This window comes from Dyadobacter sp. UC 10 (assembly GCF_008369915.1).
Lineage (GTDB): Bacteria > Bacteroidota > Bacteroidia > Cytophagales > Spirosomataceae > Dyadobacter.
The window spans coordinates 4,771,717-4,792,506 of the sequence record NZ_VSRN01000001.1; the positions used below are offsets into that span (position 1 = coordinate 4,771,717).

The 20,790-nt window shown below is 50.6% G+C and carries 11 protein-coding genes; all 11 read right to left on the reverse strand.

Translation table 11 applies throughout. The annotated features are described in order from the left end of the window. Nucleotides 1-21: 21 nt before the first annotated feature. The gene (locus tag FXO21_RS19700; protein ID WP_225865761.1) at nucleotides 22-1,488 is read right to left on the reverse strand and encodes a RagB/SusD family nutrient uptake outer membrane protein; all 1,467 of its coding nucleotides are present in this window, start codon (nucleotides 1,486-1,488) and stop codon (nucleotides 22-24) included. 8 nt (nucleotides 1,489-1,496) lie between these two features. Then, nucleotides 1,497-4,463, reverse strand: coding sequence for a SusC/RagA family TonB-linked outer membrane protein (locus FXO21_RS19705; protein WP_225865762.1), 2,967 nt, complete (start codon nucleotides 4,461-4,463; stop codon nucleotides 1,497-1,499). Between the two features lie 278 nt (nucleotides 4,464-4,741). Further along, nucleotides 4,742-6,688: a 7TM diverse intracellular signaling domain-containing protein gene (locus FXO21_RS19710; RefSeq protein WP_149641695.1), complete on the reverse strand. Its 1,947-nt coding sequence runs from the start codon at nucleotides 6,686-6,688 to the stop codon at nucleotides 4,742-4,744. A 121-nt stretch (nucleotides 6,689-6,809) separates the two neighbouring features. Beyond that, nucleotides 6,810-8,087, reverse strand: a complete 1,278-nt coding sequence (locus FXO21_RS19715; RefSeq protein WP_225865763.1) for a polysaccharide pyruvyl transferase family protein — start codon at nucleotides 8,085-8,087, stop codon at nucleotides 6,810-6,812. Between the two features lie 36 nt (nucleotides 8,088-8,123). After that, on the reverse strand, nucleotides 8,124-9,392 hold the full coding sequence (locus tag FXO21_RS19720) for a polysaccharide pyruvyl transferase family protein (RefSeq protein ID WP_149641696.1): 1,269 nt from the start codon (nucleotides 9,390-9,392) through the stop codon (nucleotides 8,124-8,126). Between the two features lie 20 nt (nucleotides 9,393-9,412). Then, nucleotides 9,413-10,615, reverse strand: a complete 1,203-nt coding sequence (locus FXO21_RS19725; protein WP_192579261.1) for an alginate lyase family protein — start codon at nucleotides 10,613-10,615, stop codon at nucleotides 9,413-9,415. Beyond that, nucleotides 10,612-12,522, reverse strand: a complete 1,911-nt coding sequence (locus FXO21_RS19730) for a heparinase II/III family protein (protein ID WP_192579262.1) — start codon at nucleotides 12,520-12,522, stop codon at nucleotides 10,612-10,614. The genes FXO21_RS19725 and FXO21_RS19730 overlap by 4 nt, the downstream gene beginning before the upstream one ends. 4 nt (nucleotides 12,523-12,526) lie before the next feature. Beyond that, complete coding sequence (locus FXO21_RS19735; protein WP_192579263.1) at nucleotides 12,527-14,416, reverse strand: heparinase II/III family protein; 1,890 nt, start codon at nucleotides 14,414-14,416, stop codon at nucleotides 12,527-12,529. Nucleotides 14,417-14,439: 23 nt separating this feature from the next. Next, nucleotides 14,440-16,116 (reverse strand): RagB/SusD family nutrient uptake outer membrane protein, encoded by a 1,677-nt coding sequence (locus tag FXO21_RS19740; RefSeq protein ID WP_192579264.1) that lies wholly within the window; start codon nucleotides 16,114-16,116, stop codon nucleotides 14,440-14,442. A 25-nt stretch (nucleotides 16,117-16,141) separates the two neighbouring features. Next, on the reverse strand, nucleotides 16,142-19,648 hold the full coding sequence (locus tag FXO21_RS19745) for a SusC/RagA family TonB-linked outer membrane protein (RefSeq protein WP_149641701.1): 3,507 nt from the start codon (nucleotides 19,646-19,648) through the stop codon (nucleotides 16,142-16,144). 92 nt (nucleotides 19,649-19,740) lie between these two features. Further along, nucleotides 19,741-20,736: a FecR family protein gene (locus FXO21_RS19750; protein WP_149641702.1), complete on the reverse strand. Its 996-nt coding sequence runs from the start codon at nucleotides 20,734-20,736 to the stop codon at nucleotides 19,741-19,743. Nucleotides 20,737-20,790 lie beyond the last annotated feature (54 nt).

The window sequence follows — 20,790 nt, forward strand, 5'->3', positions numbered from 1 at the left end:
GCATGACTTGACATGGATTTCTTAATAACCGTTATTCTGTTTCAAATTGGCATTTTTATCTATTTCGCCCTGCGGGACCGGCCAGAACAATCTGGTGTCGGTCAGTTTATAGTTCAAGCTTTTGCCTGCACCGTCTTTGACAGCTTCCATCACCGGTACCACGCGGGCGGTGCGGGTCAGATCGTACCAGCGCTGGCCTTCGAATGCCAGTTCCAGACGACGTTCTTTTTCAATCGCCAGTCGCATCGCTGCCTGGTCAGCCGCGGTAGTCGCAGGCAGTTTGGCCCGGGTCCTGATCTGGTTTACCAAAGTTCGGGCGGTCGTCAGGTCGCCGGTTTCGTTCGCCGCCTCTGCTTTCAGCAGCAATACATCTGCCAAACGGTACATAATGATGTTTTGCGAAGCGTCAGTATTGCGCATTTTGTAGGCAAACGGAAAGGTATTCAACGACCAGTATTTGTCTGACCATTTGCCGGTTACGTTAGCCGTGAAAATCGTCGAGGCCTTGCGCACTGCATCTTTTTCGTCGTCAAATGCTTTAATAAGATCATTGGATGGCGTGTTGAATTTTTTCCAGTCGGTACCGTAGAACATCGAGGAGCCCCAGTTTCCACCTGTTGCCCAATCCTGAAAGTTCAGCTCAAAGATCGCTTCCGCGCTGTTTTCATGCTTTCCGTCCCACAGGTCTTCGAAGTTGGGCATTAAGGTATACCCCAATGCGATCACCTTGTCGGCATTTTCCTTCACCTTCGCCCAGTCTTTGCGGGTGGCGTACACTTTCGAAAGCAATGTATGCACTGCCCCCGGCGTGACCGTATTCTTATTCGGGCCTGTTTTCGGCACCGCAGGCGCGGCTTCTTCCAGGTCTTTGATAATCTGCGCATACACTTCTTCCGCGGTATTTCTCGCTGGGTACAGCTGGCCGTAAATCTCCTCAACATTGTCGGAAGTGATCGTGGGCAATTCATCTACCACCAAAGGAACATCGCCGTAAATACGGACCAGGTCAAAATAGGCACGCGCGCGGATAAATTTCGCCTCTCCCACCATCTGCGCCTTACGATCGGCTGATAGGGAAGCATGTGTCACTTTCGGAACATTGGCAATGACCGAGTTGGCGCTGGCGATGTGATTGTATAAATACGACCAGTCCCGCGCAGCTACGGCATTCGTGGAAAGAATGCGGAATTCATCTACCTCAAACCAGGCCGCATTATCGGCACCGGCGTAAGCGTTGTCCGACTGACCGTCGCCGAGGATAAAATAATCCATCACATAATACTCGGCAGAACCATTTTTGAAAATCGCGTAGGTACCTGCCAATGCAGCCTCGGCACTGGCCGCATCCTTGATGGCTGAACCGGCTGTTCCAGCACCGCCTTCGCCCACAACGGTCTGGGAAACAGGCTGTAAATTAAGTTGATCCTGGCAGGAGAAAAGTACCGAAGCTGCCAGTGCCCATGTTATATAATTGATCTTTTTCATCATTTCTTCCATTAAAAAGTAACATTCAAACCAGCTACAAACGCGCGGGACACGGGATAAGTACCATAATCGATACCCAGTGTAGCACCGCTGCCTGTAAATGCATTCACCTCAGGATCAAAGCCTTTATATTTGGTTAGCGTGAAAAGGTTTTGCGCAGTCAGGTAAATCGATGCCCGGCCCAGCTTAATCTTTTCAGCTACATTTCTGCTCAGATTGTAAGAGATCGTGGCACTTTTCAGGCGCAAAAACGAGGCGTCTTCGATAAAGCGTGACGAGATCAGCGAGTTATTGACATTCCCGTCGGTTGCTCTCGGGATGTCGGTAATGTCACCCGGCTTTGTCCAGCGGCCCAGCACTTCGGTTGACTGGTTTTTGCTGTCGTACATTCCTTCTGTTTCCAGTCTGGATGCATTGAAGGCCTTATTCCCCTGCGAGCCCTGGAAAAGAAACGACAGGCCGAAGCTTTTGTAAGTCAGGCTGTTATTCATTCCGTAAGTGAATTTAGGCTGCGCTGAGCCGATGATCGTGCGGTCGGAAGGGGAGAAGCTTCCGTCCCCGTTGACGTCGCGATAAATCATGTCCCCGGTCTCCGGGTTCACACCGTCCGCGATGTAGCCGTAGAATGTGCCGAGCGAAACACCTTCCTGCAAAATAATGATCTGGTCGCTGCGACCTTCCACGTCGGCATAGCGATAGATTTCGCTCAGCTGCAACTCGGTGATTTTATTGCGGTTAAATGCAATATTGAAGTCCGTATTCCACTGGAAATCGCTTTTGTCAAAATTCACGCTCGACAGTACAAATTCCAGACCCTTGTTTTCCAGTTTGCCTGAATTTCTCGGCATATAATTATAGCCGCTGGTATTCGGCAGCGGTACATTCAGGAGCAGGTCGTTGGTTTTTTTCAGATACGCATCCGCAGTCAATGTCAACCTGCCCTGCAGCATGCTCAAATCAATCCCGATGTTGGTTTGCGTGGTTGTTTCCCAGCGCAAATCCGGGTTTGGCGCATAAACAGGCGGCGTCACGGCAGGGCCTGATGGCGGCGTTGTCGGCTCGCGGCGGGTATAGCTGTTAAGTCCGTAAGAAGCATAGTTCGCCAGACCTTCCTGGTTACCGTTCTGTCCCCAGCCCCCGCGCAATTTCAGGTCGCTGATAAATTTGACGTCCTGCATAAAAGGCTCGGCAGAGATACGCCAGCCGGCGGATACCGACGGGAAAAAGCCCCATTGATTTCCTTTCGCCAGTTTCGAGGAACCGTCCGCACGGAAGTTGGCGGTAATCAGGTATTTGCTGTCAAAATTGTACATCAACCGTCCCAGATACGAGTTCAGAAACCACTCCGATTGCTCGGTGTATGCATTGGTAATCTCATTGGCTGCATTGATCGTTTTCACGACGCCATCGGCGGGAAAGTCGCGACCGGCGATATAGGCATTGTTCCAGTTGTTGCTCTGGATCGTGGTACCCGCCAGTGCCGAAAATTCGTGCTTATCGACCTTTTTCTCGTAGTTCACCGTGTTTTCCCACAGGTAAGTAAGTGATTTGGAGCGGGTTGCGTTGCCCAGGCCGTGCGTACTGCCATTCGCGCCCCAGCCTTCCGTAGTGCGGTAAGGATCGAGGTAGTAATCGTTGGAATGGTTCATGTAATCGATCCCGAAATTGGAACGGTATACCAGCCCTTTTGCCAGCGTAAAATCACCTGATACATTACCGAAAATACGATTGTCCCTTTGTGACTGATCCGGCCCGAACATCGCCGCCAGCGGATTGTCCCAGCCTGCTTTCAACGGGTTTGTCGAGAAAATGGTGCCCCGGATTGAATCTTGCGAGTATATCCCCATCGTCGGCGGCGCGCCCAATGCGCCGAGTACCACCGCATTACGTCCCGCATTGTTGTTATCCTTCACGTCGCGGATCTTCGCATTGGAATAGCTGATGTTGGTGGTGAGTTTGAACCAGCTTTTGATCTGGTTATCAAGGTTCATGCGGAATGAATACCGGCGGTAGGCGGCGGGCTTGATAATACCTTTGTCCTGCGTAATTGCACCGGAGACGAAATATCTGTTCTTATCATTTCCGCCTGAAAATGAGAGCTGGTAGTTCTGATTGGAGCCGGTGGTGAAAACTTCCTTGTTCCAGTCGGTCGTTTCCCTGCCTACGGTCACATTGTGGCCCATTTCGTTCATCAGATCCGCATATTGCTGCGGGTTCAGTACGTTGATTTTTTTAGCGATATTGGAAATACCATAGTAGGCCGAGAAGTTGATCTGTGACTGGTTGGCCTTCCCTCTTTTGGTCGTTACTATTACAACCCCGTTGGAAGCCCTCGCGCCATAAATTGCTGCGGATGAGGCGTCTTTCAATACCTGTATGCTTTCAATATCGTTCACATTCAGGTCGCGCGTGTCCATCGTAGGCACACCGTCGATCACGTAAAGCGGCTCGTTACCAGCTTGCACGGAAGTCGCTCCGCGTACACGAATGGATAATGCGCTGCCGGGCTTGCCCGAAGGCTGCGTAACCTGCACACCCGCCGCTTTTCCCTGCAATGCCTGCGCAGCCTGCAAAATAGGACGTTCTTCGATGTCTTTGGTATCCACGGATGCGATCGAAGTGGTTACGTCGCCGCGCTTCTGGGTACCGTAACCGATCACGACGATTTCATTCAAAGTTTTCTGATCGCCGCCGAGTATCACATCTATTTGCGTCTGATTGCCTACCGCGACTTCCTTGGTTTCGTAACCAATAAACGAAACTACCAGTACCGCGTCGCCGCCGGGCACCGGAATAGAGTAGTTTCCGTCGACGTCGGTAACGGTCCCGGTTTGCGTTCCCTTCACCAGGACACTGGCTCCCGGTAGCGACTGATTTTGCTGATCCCTGATCACGCCTTTCACGACGATCTCCTGCGCGGTTGCAAGTGTTATCGAAGTTAAAACGATGGCTATGAACAACGTAATTCTCTTTCCCATAGATTGTTAATGAATTTTATGGTAACTAATCGGATAATTTATTGGACAATTCTATGCAGCAAATGTAGCTATGTTTTCAGAAAGTCAATAGCATTAAAATATTATAATATCCTGAAAAATAGATAGTTATATTAAAATTGATACGGTTTGGTACCGCGCATTATCACTGCTGATATACCTGATTTACAGCTAGTATCAAGCCATTTCAAAATCACAGACAGACAAGTGCTGATACGCCTGCCGACCGTAGACTATTAGTGAAAAAAAAGTGAAAAACGTCAGACGGGTTCGAGGGAGTGGTCCAGTACCAGCAGGCTCCAGCCTTCCCCGGTCCTCGAAGCAGCAATCTCTTTGCGGCGGTCCTGCATTACTTTTTTGATCCTGCTCGCATAAGCCCAGCAGGTGCCTTGCCGGATGGAGAGGATTTCCGACAGCTTGTGGGAAGAAATTTTGCCTTTGGTCGTATACAGCAAAAAGACCATGTAGAAGGCCTTGTTGATCGGAATGCGGGTATTCTGGAAAATCGTATGCGAGATCACCGATTCGTCATAATCACATTTCGCGCAGCGGCGACTGTGAGGCGAATGTCCGTGGAAATAATGGTCATGTCCACATTTGCGGCATTCATAGTGATCGTTGTTTGCGCCGGCATTCCATTTCATAAGGGCGAGGAATTTGAAACAGCTTTCATTATCCGGGTAAATCTTGCTGAATTCCTCAAAATCAACTTCCGCAGACATGACCCTTGCCTGCGTGACTTTCACAACGCTGGTATGCAGCACCTCGTTATCTTTTTCGAGCAGCTGGTTCATTTGCAGGATCTCTTCTTTCTGTTGCTGCAAAAGTGCATTCACGTCCGTCAGCTCCTGAATCTGCGCCTGGATGATGGCTGATTTTTCCAACACTTCCTTGGTCCGTTCCTTGACTTCCGCTTCCAGTCTTACATTCAGCGAGTCTTTCAGTTTTTCGTTCAGGCGCATTTGATGAATGATCTGCTTTTGCGCCTTATCCTTTTTGGTTTTCAAAATCCGGACCTTGTCCCCGATCGCGAAAGAGAGGAAGATCATTTCGAGTACGAAGCAGATACTCAGGCTATAATAGGTGATTACCCCGAAATTCAAACCTTCGACGTGAAGCATCAGTAACAGCTTGTGCAAGAATCCGATGGAAAGAAATGTGTACCCCAGAACGAAAAATCTGGCCGGGCGATACCCTTTTCTGTAAATGTAAATCCCCGTGTAAAAAGCCACCAGCAGCGGCACGAGCTCCACAAATTTGTAACTGAACCAGTCGGTATTGAAGAAAAGACAGACTACAAAAAAGACAGTCCGCAGCGCCATAATCCAGACGATAATGCGGTCAAGGACAGGTGCTTTTCTTCGCGTATAAAGGAGCGTACGTGTGAATTGTAATGCAAAAATGCTGACCCCGTAAAGCGCGACTCCGTAGGCATACTGGTTCCATTCGGGCGCTTCCGGCCACAGATATTGGTAAGCCACGCCATCGATACACATTTCAAAAAGCCCGACGCAGAGGTTATACAATACATAATACAGGTACTGCACCTGACGTATTGCCAGGTACATCATCAGGTTATAGAAGCTGAATACCAGCACCATACCATAGAATATGCCGAAAATAAAATACTCGTCGAGCGCGTATTTTATAAACCGGCTCACAGAACGCAGCACAATAATCGCGTCGGCGGTCTGGTGTGATTTTACGCGGAAATAATAGGTGCCGACAAATGCAGCATCGTTGGGAATGTTCAGTTCGAAGTTTTTGTGCGAGTATTCCCGGTTCCTGAATGGTAACTGATCGCCCATTTGCCGCATTTCGTAGCCACCTTTTCCATCAGGTAAGTACGCAGTGATATCGTCGATGGTCTGATCGAAAAATTCCAGTATCCAGTTTTTATCGCTGCCCGGATTGTGTTGGATTTTGATCCTGAACCAGTAAGCCGATTTCAGATTATAGTTCTGCGGCGTATTCGCCGGATTATTCCGAAAACGGGCATTCATTTCGGGCGACAGAATGTCTGCAAGCGTGAAGTTGCCGGCGGTGTCTTCGAGATATTGAATTTCGTCACCAGTGAAAATGTGCTGGTCCTGCGAATCCTGGATTGTTTTTGTGCATTGCGCGAATGCTGAACCTAATGTGTTGAGGATCAGTAGTGCAGTTGCCAGGGTGATTTTCAGAGAAAGAGGAAATATAGTGCGATTCATGATTCTGTGAAGTTACGTCTGCTTTACCCGTGCAGAAGACCCTGACATTTTGCGTTAACAAACCAATATCAGAATAACTGATTTCAGATAAAAACTGTTTCCTCTAACGCTGGTGCCAACCTCATTTCAACGCCTTTCCCAAAATTTCCATCGTCGCTTTCTGACGGGCCTCGACAACCTTTTTTGCGTTCGATGCTTTCTGCCTGGCCTGGGCCGGGTTTTGTGCCATCGCAAGTACTGTCGGCACAATGCGGGCGACTTCCTCGGATTTATCCATGTCAAAAAGCCAGTCGTTGAGACCAATGTCGCGCCACATAAAACCCTTGGTGGTTTGCTCGGTAAAGCGGCAAACGATCGCGGGAATACCGTGACCAATGCACATGATCGGTGAATGCATTTCGAGCCCGAACAACCCGGCGGATTTCAGGTAAGTGCTGAGGGCTTCGTCGGTGAGCCAGTAGCGGTCGCGCCACACCACGCGGCTGCGGTATTGCCCGGGTAATTTATCAAGAATAGCTTCCTTCCCCAGTTTTACGTGCGTTTCGTCTTCCGGACAGATCAGTATTTTCAGGTCCGTTTTATCCAGTACTGCGATGATCGCCTGCCGCAGCGGCGCATTATCGTGTTCCTGCATTTCCTTGTTTTTGCCGTCTTTAAATGCGTCGAAAGGCGTGTTTCTCGATTTGACTTCCCAATAGGGCGTATACCTTTGGCGCGGGATCACGCACAGGAATTTGCCGGCTTCCAGCCTGTTTTGTTTCAAAAATTCATCGGCCAGTTTATCATTGCGAAGGTCTACCGCAAAGGCCCCATCGGGGCCAAACTCCATAACCGGACATTTCACGCCGTTTGCTTTCGCATAATCCAGCGAAGGCGAATCCCTGAAAAACGTAAACGCAGCATTGCTCAGCAGTTCGGTGTCCGTTTTGAGCGACGCAACCTGCGCCTCGGTCGGTGCACCGTAGAAACCAGGAAAAGTGATGCCGTATATACCATATGGTTTGCCGGTTTCCTCCCGCCATTTTTTCACATCGGCGCGCGCCACCAGGAACGGCCCTGATCCGTGCAGCAGAAAATCGCCTTCCGCAAATGCCTGTTTGATCAACTCCGGCGTATTCACGATCCTGACTTTCGGAAAACGCTGTTCGAGGATTTCTTTTACGCCATTCCCAATGCTGCTCGGCCACAGCCTTATTTCCACGTCGGGAAGGTGTTTTTCCAGAATGGTGAGTACGCCAGGTGTGTGGCCGATGTCGCCAATATTGACAGTCTGCCAGGAAGAGCGAAGGATCACTACTTTTTTCCTGGCCGGCTGGGCCGAAAGGTTCTGACTGATCAGTGCAGCGATTGCGAGTGAGGAAGTGCGCAGGAAATTCCGGCGGTTGGTTTGTATCATCATTATAAATTTTTTTGACAAATAATTTTATCCATAGTTTCAGACATACACTTCTTTTTTCAAAACTCCCATTGTCTTTTTGAAAATACCGTCGACAAGCTTCATCGCCTTCTTCACCTTCGCCTGCGACTTCGCCGGGTTCTGGATCATATCGAGCACGGCAGGCGTAATGCGGGCTATATCTTCGGGTGTGTCGAGATCAAAAAGCCATTCGCCCAGGCCTACATCTTTCCACATAAAACCCTTGCTGGTTTGCTCCTTAAACCGGCATACAATCGCGGGAATACCATTGGCAACGCACATAATCGGCGAATGCATTTCAATGCCAAACAGCCCCGCCGAGCGAACATAGGTACTGATCGCTTCATCGGTAAGCCAGTAGGTGCTGCGCCACACCACTTTTTCCTTTACATCGTCGGGCAGCGGGTCGTAGAGCATTTCTTTTCCGATCCGCACCTGCGTTTCGTTTTCAGGCACGATCAGGACTTTTTTGTTGGTCTGCCTCACCACGGCAATAATCGCCTCGCGGATCGGCTTGTTGTCCTGCTCCTTCATTTTGTCATTATACGCCTCCTTCGCTTTATCTACCGCACGGTTTTTGCTTTTCAGCTCCCACCAGGGCGTAAAACGGTATTGCGGGATCACGCACACAAACTCACCGTCTTTCAGGTTGTGTTCTTTCAAAAATGCAATCGCGGGCGCGTCATTTCTCAGGTCTACCGCAAATGCCCCATCGGGCGAAAAGCCGGTTTCTTTGCAGGTCAGACCATTAGACCTGGCAAATTCGTAGGAAACCGAGTCACGGAAATAGCAGAACCTGGCCTGGTTCATGATCTCCATGTCGAGCGGGTCAAACTTCGCCGCCTGCTCCTGAAATACATAGCCGCCGGGAAAGGTAATGCCGTAAATGCCGTACGGTTTGCCGGTCTGTTTGCGCCATAGGTCCATATCTTTTTTCGCCACCAGCGACGGCCCCGAGCCGTGCAGCATAAAGTCGCCTTCCTTTAATGCTTTCTGCTTTTCTTCGTCGGTTTTGATAATCTTAACCTTTGGAAATCTTTTCGCCAGCATTTCCTCCACGCCGTCGCCCACATCCGAAGGCCACAGCCGTACTTCCGCCTGTGGCATGTGTTTTTCCAAAAGCGTCAACACGCCCGGAGTATGCCCGATGTCGCCAATGTTGACCGTCTGCCAGGAAGAGCGCAGTATAATTACTTTTGCCGGGGCAGCCGCGGCACCCTCTATGGCGCCCATTACCAGGCCCATCAGCAGGGGCGTATCTCTTAAAAATTCTCGTCGGTTCATCATGGTTTTAGCAGGTTTTGGGGTTAAGGTCGCGGCCAGTACAGGTAGTCGGTGGATTGTGCCGGCACTTCTTTCCAGATCGACGGATTTACACGGGCAAATTCAGAATCCGGCCACGCTTTGGCAGCCCATTGATATACTTCCAGCACGCCACGACCGAGCGGCTGGCCTTTGGCAATGTTCTTCCATGGCCATTCTTTTTGGTAAGTCACATAGGGATACAAAAAGGAAAAGGCGAGGTTGAGACTTTTCTCATCCGTGCTTTTGAAATTCCAGAGGTCTCCGCCGACGATTTCCGCGCAGCGCGCCAGGTAGCTAAATGCCTGTAAACCATAAATGGAGTAATGCAGCGAGCGCTCACGCTTGTACTCGCGCGGCATGCTGCCGTCTGGCTCTATCTGCTGGGCGATCTGTTTTTTTGCCAGTTCGATCATTGGTTTTGCTTTTTCAAATTCCCCATTGTAAATGGAAAACGCGGCTACCTGAGCGGCATACCAGCTTCCGTGATTGTTGCCGGCTTTGGCTTCGATCTTCCCCATGTCGCTTTCCAGCAGCCAGTCGCGGTACTCGGCAAACCATTTTTTCAAGGCCTTGTTATCCTCTGGCGTCCAGCTTTTGGACAATGCAAGAATCTTCACATGGTCGACCATCCGGATCAGCGCAACGCTGAAAATGATCCCGATCGGCATGCCGTCGTGCACGCCGGGCAGGGCAGAAGCATTGTTCAAATTTGGGTTCATGCGGGTTTCCGGATCCAGAAACCAAACACGCAGCAACTCGGCAGCCTTTTTCGCATACTTTTCATCCTTTGTGTAAAACCAGGCAAGCGAAAGCTCATTCACGCGCGACAAAGTGGTGTTATACCGGCTCAGGTCGTAGCGGTCACCGTCGGCTTCGGGGTTGGTAACACCGTCCTTGCGGATATAGGGCATTCCATTTGGTGTTTTGGGATTGGGAAATGCCAGTTTGCCGATCGCGAAAAAGTCATGCTTGTTTCCCGAAGGCGGCATGTCGCCATCGACTACCCGAAGCGGTTTTTCCTTCCATATTTTATCGGCTTTTTCGATTAGTTTTTTTCGGGGTAAGTCAATGTCTTTCCCAGCGTCCCGTACCTTTTTCATTGCTTCAAAATCAATGGATACCAGCGGCGTTTCGGGCGTTTGGGCGATTGTTTTTACTGCAAAAAGACAAAGTAATGCAGTGCAAAATGTAAGTATCGGTTTCATGGCTGGTAGGTGAGCGTGACTTTTCCTTTTCTGTTCTTTTCTTTTAAAACAATGGCCAGTCGGGTGTACGGCGTGCCGCCTTCGCTGATTTCTTCCTGGGTCACATCGTACGGTAATCCACCCGTGTCGACGGTCAATGTGGCCTGTCTGCCGCCGATCGCGAGCAGCCATTTTCCCGGTGAGGCGGCGGTGATTTTCGCCCGGGTAATGCAGGCAGTCTGGAAGTTCTCGGGTTGTGAAAACTCAAAAACATCCTCCACCGCCAGGGGGCCGGATGCGGCGCGGCTGTACGTAAAATGTCTTTCCAGTTTCGAAAGGGTAGGAGCATCATAGGTCGATGCGAGATCCAGAACCAACATATCTTTTTCCTCACTGAAATCGGAACGCAATACTTTGGCCTGCGCTTCGGGACCAACTTTTTGCTGCTGACCGGCGACCAGCGGCAAGGGGTGACCGTATGAAGCATTTGACTTATAAGTATACCGAAACTCAGCCTGGAAAATATTGGCGGTATACGGAATACTGCCCGGATCGCCCGCCAGGATATCTTTTCCCAAAACCACCGAGTACGAACCCACATCATTATGGTTGTGATGCTCGGCATTATTGCCGCCTTTCAGCACGGCGGCCAATGCATTGTTCGACTTTGGGCGCACAACCAGAATGCCCGATTTATCAAAAAATGATCTTAGCGGATTTTCATTTTTTCGCTGCGCATTTTTAACAATACCCCCCGCGTCGGTCGAATTGGGAAAGACCATAAAAACATCCATCCGGTTGTTGTTCACCCGGCCGGTCAGCCTGATTTTTTCATAATCCGAAAGTCCCAGGTTCAGGCTGCGGGTAAGGTAGTTCATCAGGCTCGAATCGGGCGCGCTGCCGGTCTTACTATCCGAAATCGCTGGGAAAACGCCATTGATCACTTCCAGCTTCGGAATATACTGCGCAATCTCCCGCACTTTCGGGATATTGAATAAGTCGATCTTGCCGCGCGTTGCCTGCCAGAGATTTTCGCGCAGCATCGCATAATGTCCGAAACCGTAATTGAAATAGGTCACACCCTCGGAGCAGTATCCATCGTCGCCAAAACCAGCCAGTGTATTTTTCGAATATTCCTCCCCGATCCAGGCGTACAGTGCCCTTTCTTTTTTATCCGGAATTACTGTTAGTGCAGCACCGATTACACCCGACAGGCATACGGCGTTCCAGTTGTTGGTACCGGTCAGCCAGCTGTGATATTGCGTATCCTGTTTTTCGAAAATCCGTTTTAATGGATCAAAAACACGCATATACAAAGCCTGCACCGCCTCTTTCCGAAGTTCTGGATTCAGTTGGTCGCCCAGCAGAAACAAGGTTTGTGCAATGGTATGGGCATATAATGCGGAGGTCAGGTCAATAGTATACTGCTTTCCATTGTAGTTGATAAAATCGTAATCGATACGCGGCGAAACCCAGGATTTTTGCCGGATAATATCACGCAGGCCAGCTTCCGTTTGCTGCAGATATTTTCCATTGTTTTCCAGGCATTCCGCGAGGGTTACCATCGACAATCCTTTGGCGCGGTTTCGCATCATGGTAAGTCCTTTGGCCGAGGACGAGGCACTGCCGTCGGAGAGGGAGAAGTAATCGGCCTTGCTGAATTCGGGGAAAGTGAATGTTTCCATTTCTTTCAAAAAAGCATCGTAGCCGCCCGATTTGCGCAGCTTATCCCAATTCTGCCGCTTTGATATGGGCTCTCCAAAGCCCGAAGGCTGGTCGGTTAACTGGCCCGCGATTTCTGCCACGCGTTTCTGGTCGATCGGGCGGAGTGGGATGGCATCGTGCTGCGCCCATGCTGCCAGCGGAAATGTCAGAGATACCAGGCCCGCGATCCAGCTTTTAAAAATGTATTTTAGTTTAAATGTCATATGCTTATGGATTAGTGACCGGTGCATACCGGATAGATACCGTCGCAGTTCTGACAGGCGCTTTCAGCCGCACCGCCAGCCTGGTATAAGGTTCTCCTTTTTCTTCGCTGATCTCTTCATTTTCAATGTCATAGGGAATACCATTTGTGTCAATGGTAACCTGGATCTTTTCTTTTCCATTGGTTAGCAGGATACGGTTTTCGCCATTTTTCTCCCATGTACTGCGGGTCACAATCGGTGTTTCAAACCGCTGCGGTGTGTCGAAAACGATCTCATCACTCACGTTAAGCTCATTATTTTTTCCGCGCAAATAGGTGAATTCACGTTTCAGTGATTGAAGTCCGGGTACTTCATAGGCAGAGGTAAGATCCATCAGCATCACATCTTTTTCATTGGAGAACTTTGTTGAAACAATCTCCGCATGCGCCTCTCTGCCTGTGCGTTGCTGCGTACCCGCCACCAGCGGCACGGGGTGACCGTACGAACCGAGCGATTTGTAGGTGTAGCGCTCGTCGCTGAATGTTTTGGCAGTGTAAGGAATTGCGCCGGGGTCGCCCATGATGAGTTCGCTGCCTGCGGCAATGGTGTAGGAGCCAACGTCGTTGTGATTATGGTGCTCATTATTCCGGCCGCCTTTCAATGCCGCCCCGAGGCCACCTCTGTCCCCCGGTCTCACCGTAAGTATTCCGGCAGCGTCGAAATAGGAACGCAATGGAGCCGCATATTCGCCGGCTTTGCTGCCGCCCGTTTTGGCCGATGCTGTATTCGGGAATTCGTACATCACGTCCGCAACCAGATCGAGCGTGGTAGGTTCGGATTTGGTCTGGTCGTAACGCCCGGCGTCAATACCGAGGTTTTTAGCCGCGTACCACACGATATTCCGTGAAGGTTTGATGCCCGATTTGCAGTCCGCGATCGCAGGGTACGTATCGTTGATGATCTCCGAGTGTATCGGGAATGCTGCGATTCTGGCCATTTTAGGAGTATCAAAAAAATCGAGCTTTCCTTTTGTCGCTACAAATACGATCTCACGCAAGCTGACAAATCTTCCAAAACCATAATTGTAATAGCTGATCCCTTCCGTACAGTAGCCGTCGCTCAGAAATCCTGCTACGAAATTCTGGTGGTAGCGCTCGGCGATGGCCACAAATTGCGCCCGTTCTTTTTTGCCTGGAAGGATGGTCAATGCGGTTCCGGCAATGCCCGAGAGGCACACTGCGTTCCAGTTGTTGGTACTTTTCAGCCAGCCGTGATCCGCATTTTTACCGTCAATCGTAGCCAAAATAGGTTCGAACATGCGTTTGCGGATCGTTAGGTTAATCTGTTCGCGGGTTTTTGCATTCAGCTTGTCGTCCAGCAAATACATCGCCTGCGCAATGTTCTGGGCATATTGCGCACAAGCAAGCTCGACCAGGCTCTGGTGGTTTCTTTCCAGGAAATTGCGTGGATTAACCCATGTTTTTTGCGTCAAAAGCCCGGCGAGCACTTCCTCAATTTTCAGCATATAAGTGCCCTTATTTTCCAGGCATTCCGCCCAGGTAAGTTTGATCAGCCACCGCAGCCGCTCACCCATCAGGTCTTTGCCCGCCTGCGAATCGCCGTGGGTGAACATCCGCATGTACCGGGTTTCGTCAAACGGAGGAAAAGGCTTATCGAGATACGCTTTTGCCTCTCGTTTGACTTTTTCAAAACGCCCGCTGTTCGCCAGCTCGTCCCAGGCTTTACGGTTCTTGTATGTTTCCCCAAAGCCGCGGGGCGTATCAGGCAGCATCGCCGCGATCTCGCTTACCCGTTTCATATCGAGCGGTTCTACCTGCACGACGGGCGTCGTGTAATCTTCCGTTTGTGCCTGCGCCACGGAGCAGAGGAGGAATAGGATTAGTAGTTTTTTCATAGGGTTTAGGAATAGGTGCATGCTTACCACCCCGCATTCTGCGTCATATTCGGATTAGCGTCGATCTCGGAACTTGGAATGGGCCAGATCAGGAATTTTGGCGTCCAGGCTACGATGTTTGCAGGCTGCACGCGCCCGCCTCCCCAGGTATTGGTCGTCGCACTAAATACCGGCGCTGTTTTGTCCAATGTCGGGTAAAAGTCCTCGTAGCGGTATTGGATCATTGTTTTTTCGGTATCGAGGTATCTCATCCGCACCGAGTCGAACCAGCGATGACCTTCGCCCACGAGCTCCAATCCGCGCTCGTCGAAGATCTTTAACCTGAACTGTGCTTTGGATAGGCCGGTTTTGAGGTCGGCCGGAAAAGTGCGGACCGTCCCGTCGGCTTTCCGGGCTCTTTCACGCAGCTTGTTAAATGCCGCATAAGCCTCGGCGGTTGGACCATTGAGCTCATTCTCTGCCTCTGCTTTGATCAGAAATACCTCCGAAAGCCGGATCACAAAGAAGTCGTTCTCGTTGTTCCGGGCCTGGTATCCGCTTGGGTCAATGTACTTATTCAGATATGGGAACTGCTCCGTGGTTTCTGTGGCTTTTCGTTTTTCAGGATACGTGATCCTGTCTGTGGTCAGGTTCTGGTTCTTGAAACGTGTTACGAAAGATACTTCCGTGCGGTAATCGCCCGCGTATTCACCCGTATTGTACTGGTCGTAAAACCAGGGCTGTACGCGCGCCGTACCTGCTCCCGCGCCATTGGTGACGTTGCCACAGATGTTGTAACGGTTGGAAGGCTGGGTATAGTAAGCCAGTTCGGAACCGCGTGCGCCGGCACTGGCGGCGGTGGCGTCTCGCGTAAACTGGATCGCGAAAATCACTTCCTGATAGGCATTTTTTTCCTGGCCTACATCAAAAAGGCTCGCATAGTTGCCCATCAGGCTGTACTGATTTGAGTTGATCACACTATCTGCATAGCTTTTTGCCAGCTGGTAATTGGCTACTGCCTGATCCGCCTTTCCCGACAAATCGTGGTGATTGGCATAAGTCAGATGCGCCAGCGCGAGCATGGCCTGGGCAGCACCTTTGGTTGCGTGGCCCGACTCCGCAGGAGCCTGCTGGCTGTAAGGCAGGAGGGTGGTGCTGGCTTTTTGAAAATCTTCCAGCAGCAGCGCATACACCTCTTCCAGGGTGTTTCTTTTTGGATAAAAATCAGAGTTACCTGTTACCGATTCGGTGTGAATGGGCACGCCTCCATGCATTCTGACCAGGTAAAAATACGATAATGCGCGCATGAACTGCATTTCGCCAATGATCCGCGCCCTGAATGCCCCGGAGCCTACCGCACTTTTCTGTACCGTCTCAATCACGGCATTGGCGTGGTTGATCACACGGTAGAAACTCCTCCACGGTGTAATGAAATAGCCATTCGATGCGGAGACAGTCCTTTCATTGAATGCACGGTGGGTTGAGCTCGTACTCGCTACGTCGTCGCTGCCGAACATGATGCTGTACGTAAGGTTCGACTTAAAACAATCAAATGTGGGCAAAAGGGAGTAGCCTCCGTTGACCAGCGCCAGGACGTCCTGTTCCGACTTTACAAAAGTTTCAGCGATCGCTGAGGAATAGATCTGCTCTTCCAGACTGCAGCTCGAAACGCTCAGGCAAAAAAGGAGTGAACAGATGATGGATTTAAACTTCATTTTCATACCAATGATCGTTTGTTGCCGGATATCAGAAGCCGGCATTGATTCCAAATGAATAGGTTTTGTACTGAGGGATACTCCCGTTGTCGATGCCCGACAGCATGGAATTGTCGCCTTTGCTGTTGATCTCGGGGTCGTAGCCTTTGTAATCCGTCCAGGTGAGCAGGTTACCGCCGGAAACAAACAGCTTCACGGTCTTGAATACCCGTAATTTTGTCTTTGGCAGGGTATAGGCGAGGGTGATGTTTTTAAGTCGGACAAACGAGGCATCTTCCACGATAAAGTCTGTGAAACGGCTTTGAAAAGGATCAACCATATCAGGTTTGGGGTAAACATTGCTGGTACCCTCGCCCCGCCAGCGATTGTCCCAGGCTTCCTGGCGCACATTGGAAGCTGTTCCGCGGTTTAGTGCGTCCATGACGTGGCGGTTGGCATTGATCACATCCTGACCAATGCTCCCCTGGAAGAATACATTCAACGATAAGCCTCTCCATTCGAATGTGTTGGTGAGACCGAAGATGAAATCGGGATAGGGGCTGCCGATAATCTCCCGGTCGTCCGTCGTGATCACACCATCGGGTTTTCCTTCCGGGCCGCTGATATCGCGGAACATAAACGAACCCGGATTACGTGTATAAGAATCTGTCGGTCCGGCGTCGATCTGGGCCGTATTCTGATAAATTCCCCCGATCCGGTAGCCGTAAAACGCGCCGATCGGGCTGCCCACTTTCGCGATGGTCAGCGACTGGCTCGAAACTGCCCCGAAAGTAGGGCCTACAAATGAAGTAAGACCGTCGCCCAGGCTGATCACCTTGTTCCGGTTCCTTGAAATGTTTCCGGAAATATCCCACGAAAATGCTCCTGCCAGTGCCCGCGCCTTTACGTCGAATTCAACGCCCTGGTTCTGGATGACACCCTGGTTGGTACTGTAAGAAGAAAAACCGTTTGATGGCGGGATGGTGAGGCTGATCAGCAGGTCGTGCGTGCGCTTTTTGTAATAATCAAAACCAAACGAAAGCCGGTTTCCAAACAGAGCGATATCGGCGCCGACATTGGTTTGCCGGGTGGTTTCCCAATGCAGGCTGCTGTTGGGCAGGTTAGCAAGTACATATCCGATCTGAATACTCTGGTTAGCGACACTGCCGGTCGATTGAAGCATGGCTTTGGTAGAACCCACACCCACCGCCTGGTTACCCGAAAGGCCGTAGCTGGCGCGCACTTTCAGTTCGGAAATCGCATTGACACTTTTGAGGAAATTCTCATTGTGGACATTCCAGCCTAATGCCAGTGACGGGAAAAATGCCCATTTGTTGCCTTCGGCCAACCGGGTCGATCCGTCGGAACGACCGGTGAAAGTGATCAGGTATCTTTTGTCAAAACTATAATTCAGACGCCCTAAAAATGAGCCCAGTGCCCATTCTGTGGTGTTTGTGGACGGGTTGGTAATAGAGGTTGCGCTTCCCATGTCGTAGTAAAGCAGGTTATCGTTCGGGAAGTTGAGCGCATTGATCCCAAAACTACGGCGGTTCCATTGCTGCCAGGTGTAACCACCCACCGCATTAATGCTATGCTTGCCTCCGAGAACCTTGGTGTAGTTAAGCGTGTATTCCGTCAGGTAATTGAAAGAATTGATGTGGCCACGGTACGCGTAGCCGCCTTCCAGATTTCCCAGACTTGTGCCGCGAGGGTGGTAAAAATCACGATGGGCCGAGCTTACATTCACGCCGCTGTTGACCCTGAAAGTCAATCCTTTGGCGACCGAATACTCACCGAAAATATTGGCCAGCACGGTGGTCATCCGGTTCTGGTCGTCGGCCAGGTTTACGAGCGTGAGCGGGTTGCCTACCTGCGTCTGGTCGATCTCAAGTTCATCCTCCGCGCTGAACGGCGAGTCGAACGGGCGCGAAGTAAGTGCCCCGCGGACGACAGACATGGATGCGTCGCTGATGTTGGAAGATTGCATGGCAGCGCGGTTCCTGCTCAGCGTGCCGCTCATATTCACGCCGAATTTGAATTTGCTGTTAAATTGCCGGTCGAGGTTAATGCGTATCGAACCTCTTTCATAGTTGGAGTTTTTAACAATACCTCCCTGTGAGAGATATCCCAGACTGATCGCATACCGCATTTTGTCCTGCCCTCCGGAAATGCTGAGCTGATGATTTTGCGTACGCGCCTGCCGGTAAATGAGGTCCTGCCAGTTGGTATTTACCTGGCTCAGGTCGGCGATCTGAGCTGCTGTGTAGATCGAATCCCGGCCATTGTTCAGATACCCTTCATTGGAATATTGCAGGTACTCGGCCGTGTTGAGCACGCCGATCTTTTTTGGCAGTTCACTTACATCATAACGAAAACTGTACGAGATGCGGTCGGCGCCTGCCTTACCTCTTTTGGTCGTGACGAGGACGACCCCATTGGAGGCGCGCGAACCATAAATGGCCGTAGCAGAGGCATCTTTCAGGATTTCAATGGATTCGATATCGCTCGGGTTGAGGTTGGCCAGGGCGTTGTCCTGCGGAAGTTGTCCCAGGTAACCCGACTGGCTGCCGCCTGACATTTTGACTCCCCCATTATCGGAATCGACCGGGTAACCGTCTATCACCACCAGCGGCTGGTTGGAGCCACTCACTGAAGTAGCACCACGAATGTTGAATGAAATGCCTCCGCCTGGCGCACCGGTGTTTTGGGTGATCTGCACGCCGGAAACCTGTCCCTGCAGAAACTGTTCAACCGAAGCAATGGGCCGCTCGTCCACACCTTCTGCATTGATTTTGGCGACGGAGCCGGTAAGGTCGCTTTTGTTGATCGTACCGTATCCTACCACCACCACTTCTTCCAGCGCCTTGGTATCTTCTTTCAGGATCACGTCAATAATCGTTTGGTTGCCCACTGCGATGCGCTGGCTGAGATAACCCACAAACGAGAATAATAACTTCGCATCTCCATCGGGTACGCTGATTTTGAATATACCTTTTGAATCTGTCAGCGCGCCGCGGGTAGTGCCTTCGACGATCACACTAACGCCCGGAAGCCCCTCTCCGTCCACTCCCGAAACGGTTCCTTTCACCTCAATCTCCTCTGCGTCGCGGGTTTTGGTCCCGACGAATGCAGTGATTTCGCCAATAGTGCCGGGCGTAATGGTTTGCAACAGGGAAGCCTCGTCCGCATTGCCGGCTTTGGGTTTGGAAGGTGCAAAGATCAGGTAAGAATTCTGTCCGTAACGTTCAAACCGGATCGATAACGGTTCCAGTATACGTGAAAGCGTTTTTTCAACTTTTTCCGAAGTTTTCAGTAACTCCGGATCTACCGATTTGTTCCTGATGAGGTTATCATTGAACTCGAAAATGATCCCGTGCTTTTTACTCAACGCGCCGAGTGCCTCTCGCAGGGAGATCGTGCCGGCAGCCTGCGACTGCTGCTGTGTGGCTTTGGGAAGTTCCCTGTTTGAGGCAACCGCTTGTGCAAGGCCCATCTCCGGGGGACAGAGCACCAGCATGGCAAATGCCCAAAACATCATGTCTCGTAGCTTTTTTGACATAGTTTTTTTAGGTTTAGGATTGATTAATAATCAAACCCGCCCGACTTGACCCTATCCGCCAAGATTCGCGGTCGTAGTGGGGCGGGGTATCTTTATCGCAGGTAATATTTGTTTCCCTTTTTTTCTATTTCGAGGGGATACAGCTTACCCAGCTTTTCAAAAAACGTCTCCACCGAATCTGTAGGAAATGAGCCGGTGAAAGTTTCTTCTTTCAGTGCTTCATTTTCGATAATGACCTCAATACCATAAGAGTCACCGATCATTTCTGCCAGTTCCTGCAATTTTTTGCCTTTGTATTGGTATACCTTCTGCCGCCAGCTCGAATATTCTTTCACGTCGACCACCTCCTTTTTTAGCGGAGCTTCCGTGGCAGTCTGTGTTGCCTTTTCACCGGGTTTGAGCAGCATGGAATTCGAGGCATTACTGGCATCCACCAGTTTTACAGAACCGTGTTCCAGCGCCACGTCCACGCGGCCGCGGCGATTGGTGATGTTGAATGCCGTGCCCAGCACATGAATATCCAGCTGATCGGTATGCACGATAAAGGGTATTTTTTTTTCCTGTTTCATCAGCTTAGCTACATCGAAAAATGCCTCCCCGCGTATCCAGACTTCCCGTTTTGCCTCTTTGCCGAAATCCCGCCGCACCGTAAGTTCCGAGTTCGCATTGAGCATGATCCTGCTGCCGTCATCGAGAGTTACAAGCTGCTGTTTGCCATACGGCGTCTGAAACCTGACGGGGCGTGAAGTCAGATAAAACCATCCGCCGGCAAATACCAGCAAGGCGAATACTGCTGCATAAGAGATTCGCAGCCAGCGCTGCATTTTTCCGGCTGGCAGAACTGCGGATCTCGATGTTCCCGTTTGAATATATTTCCACATATCGTGTCTTTCGCCGGCGCTCCACGTCTCGGTAAAGTCGATGTTTTCGATAAGCAGCCTGGCTTGGTCTGCAACGTCCTTCCTGTCGGGATGGGCCGCGAGCCAGTTTGTCCAGAAATCATCATGTTCGGCATCGGGTTGTAATACCCATTGAGTAAAATTTTCATCGGCCAGGAAATCCTGAACCTCAAATGTACGGTAGTCCATAGGGTGCAACTGTCTTGATAGTATCTCCCCACTCTTTATTGAATAGAGATCGCA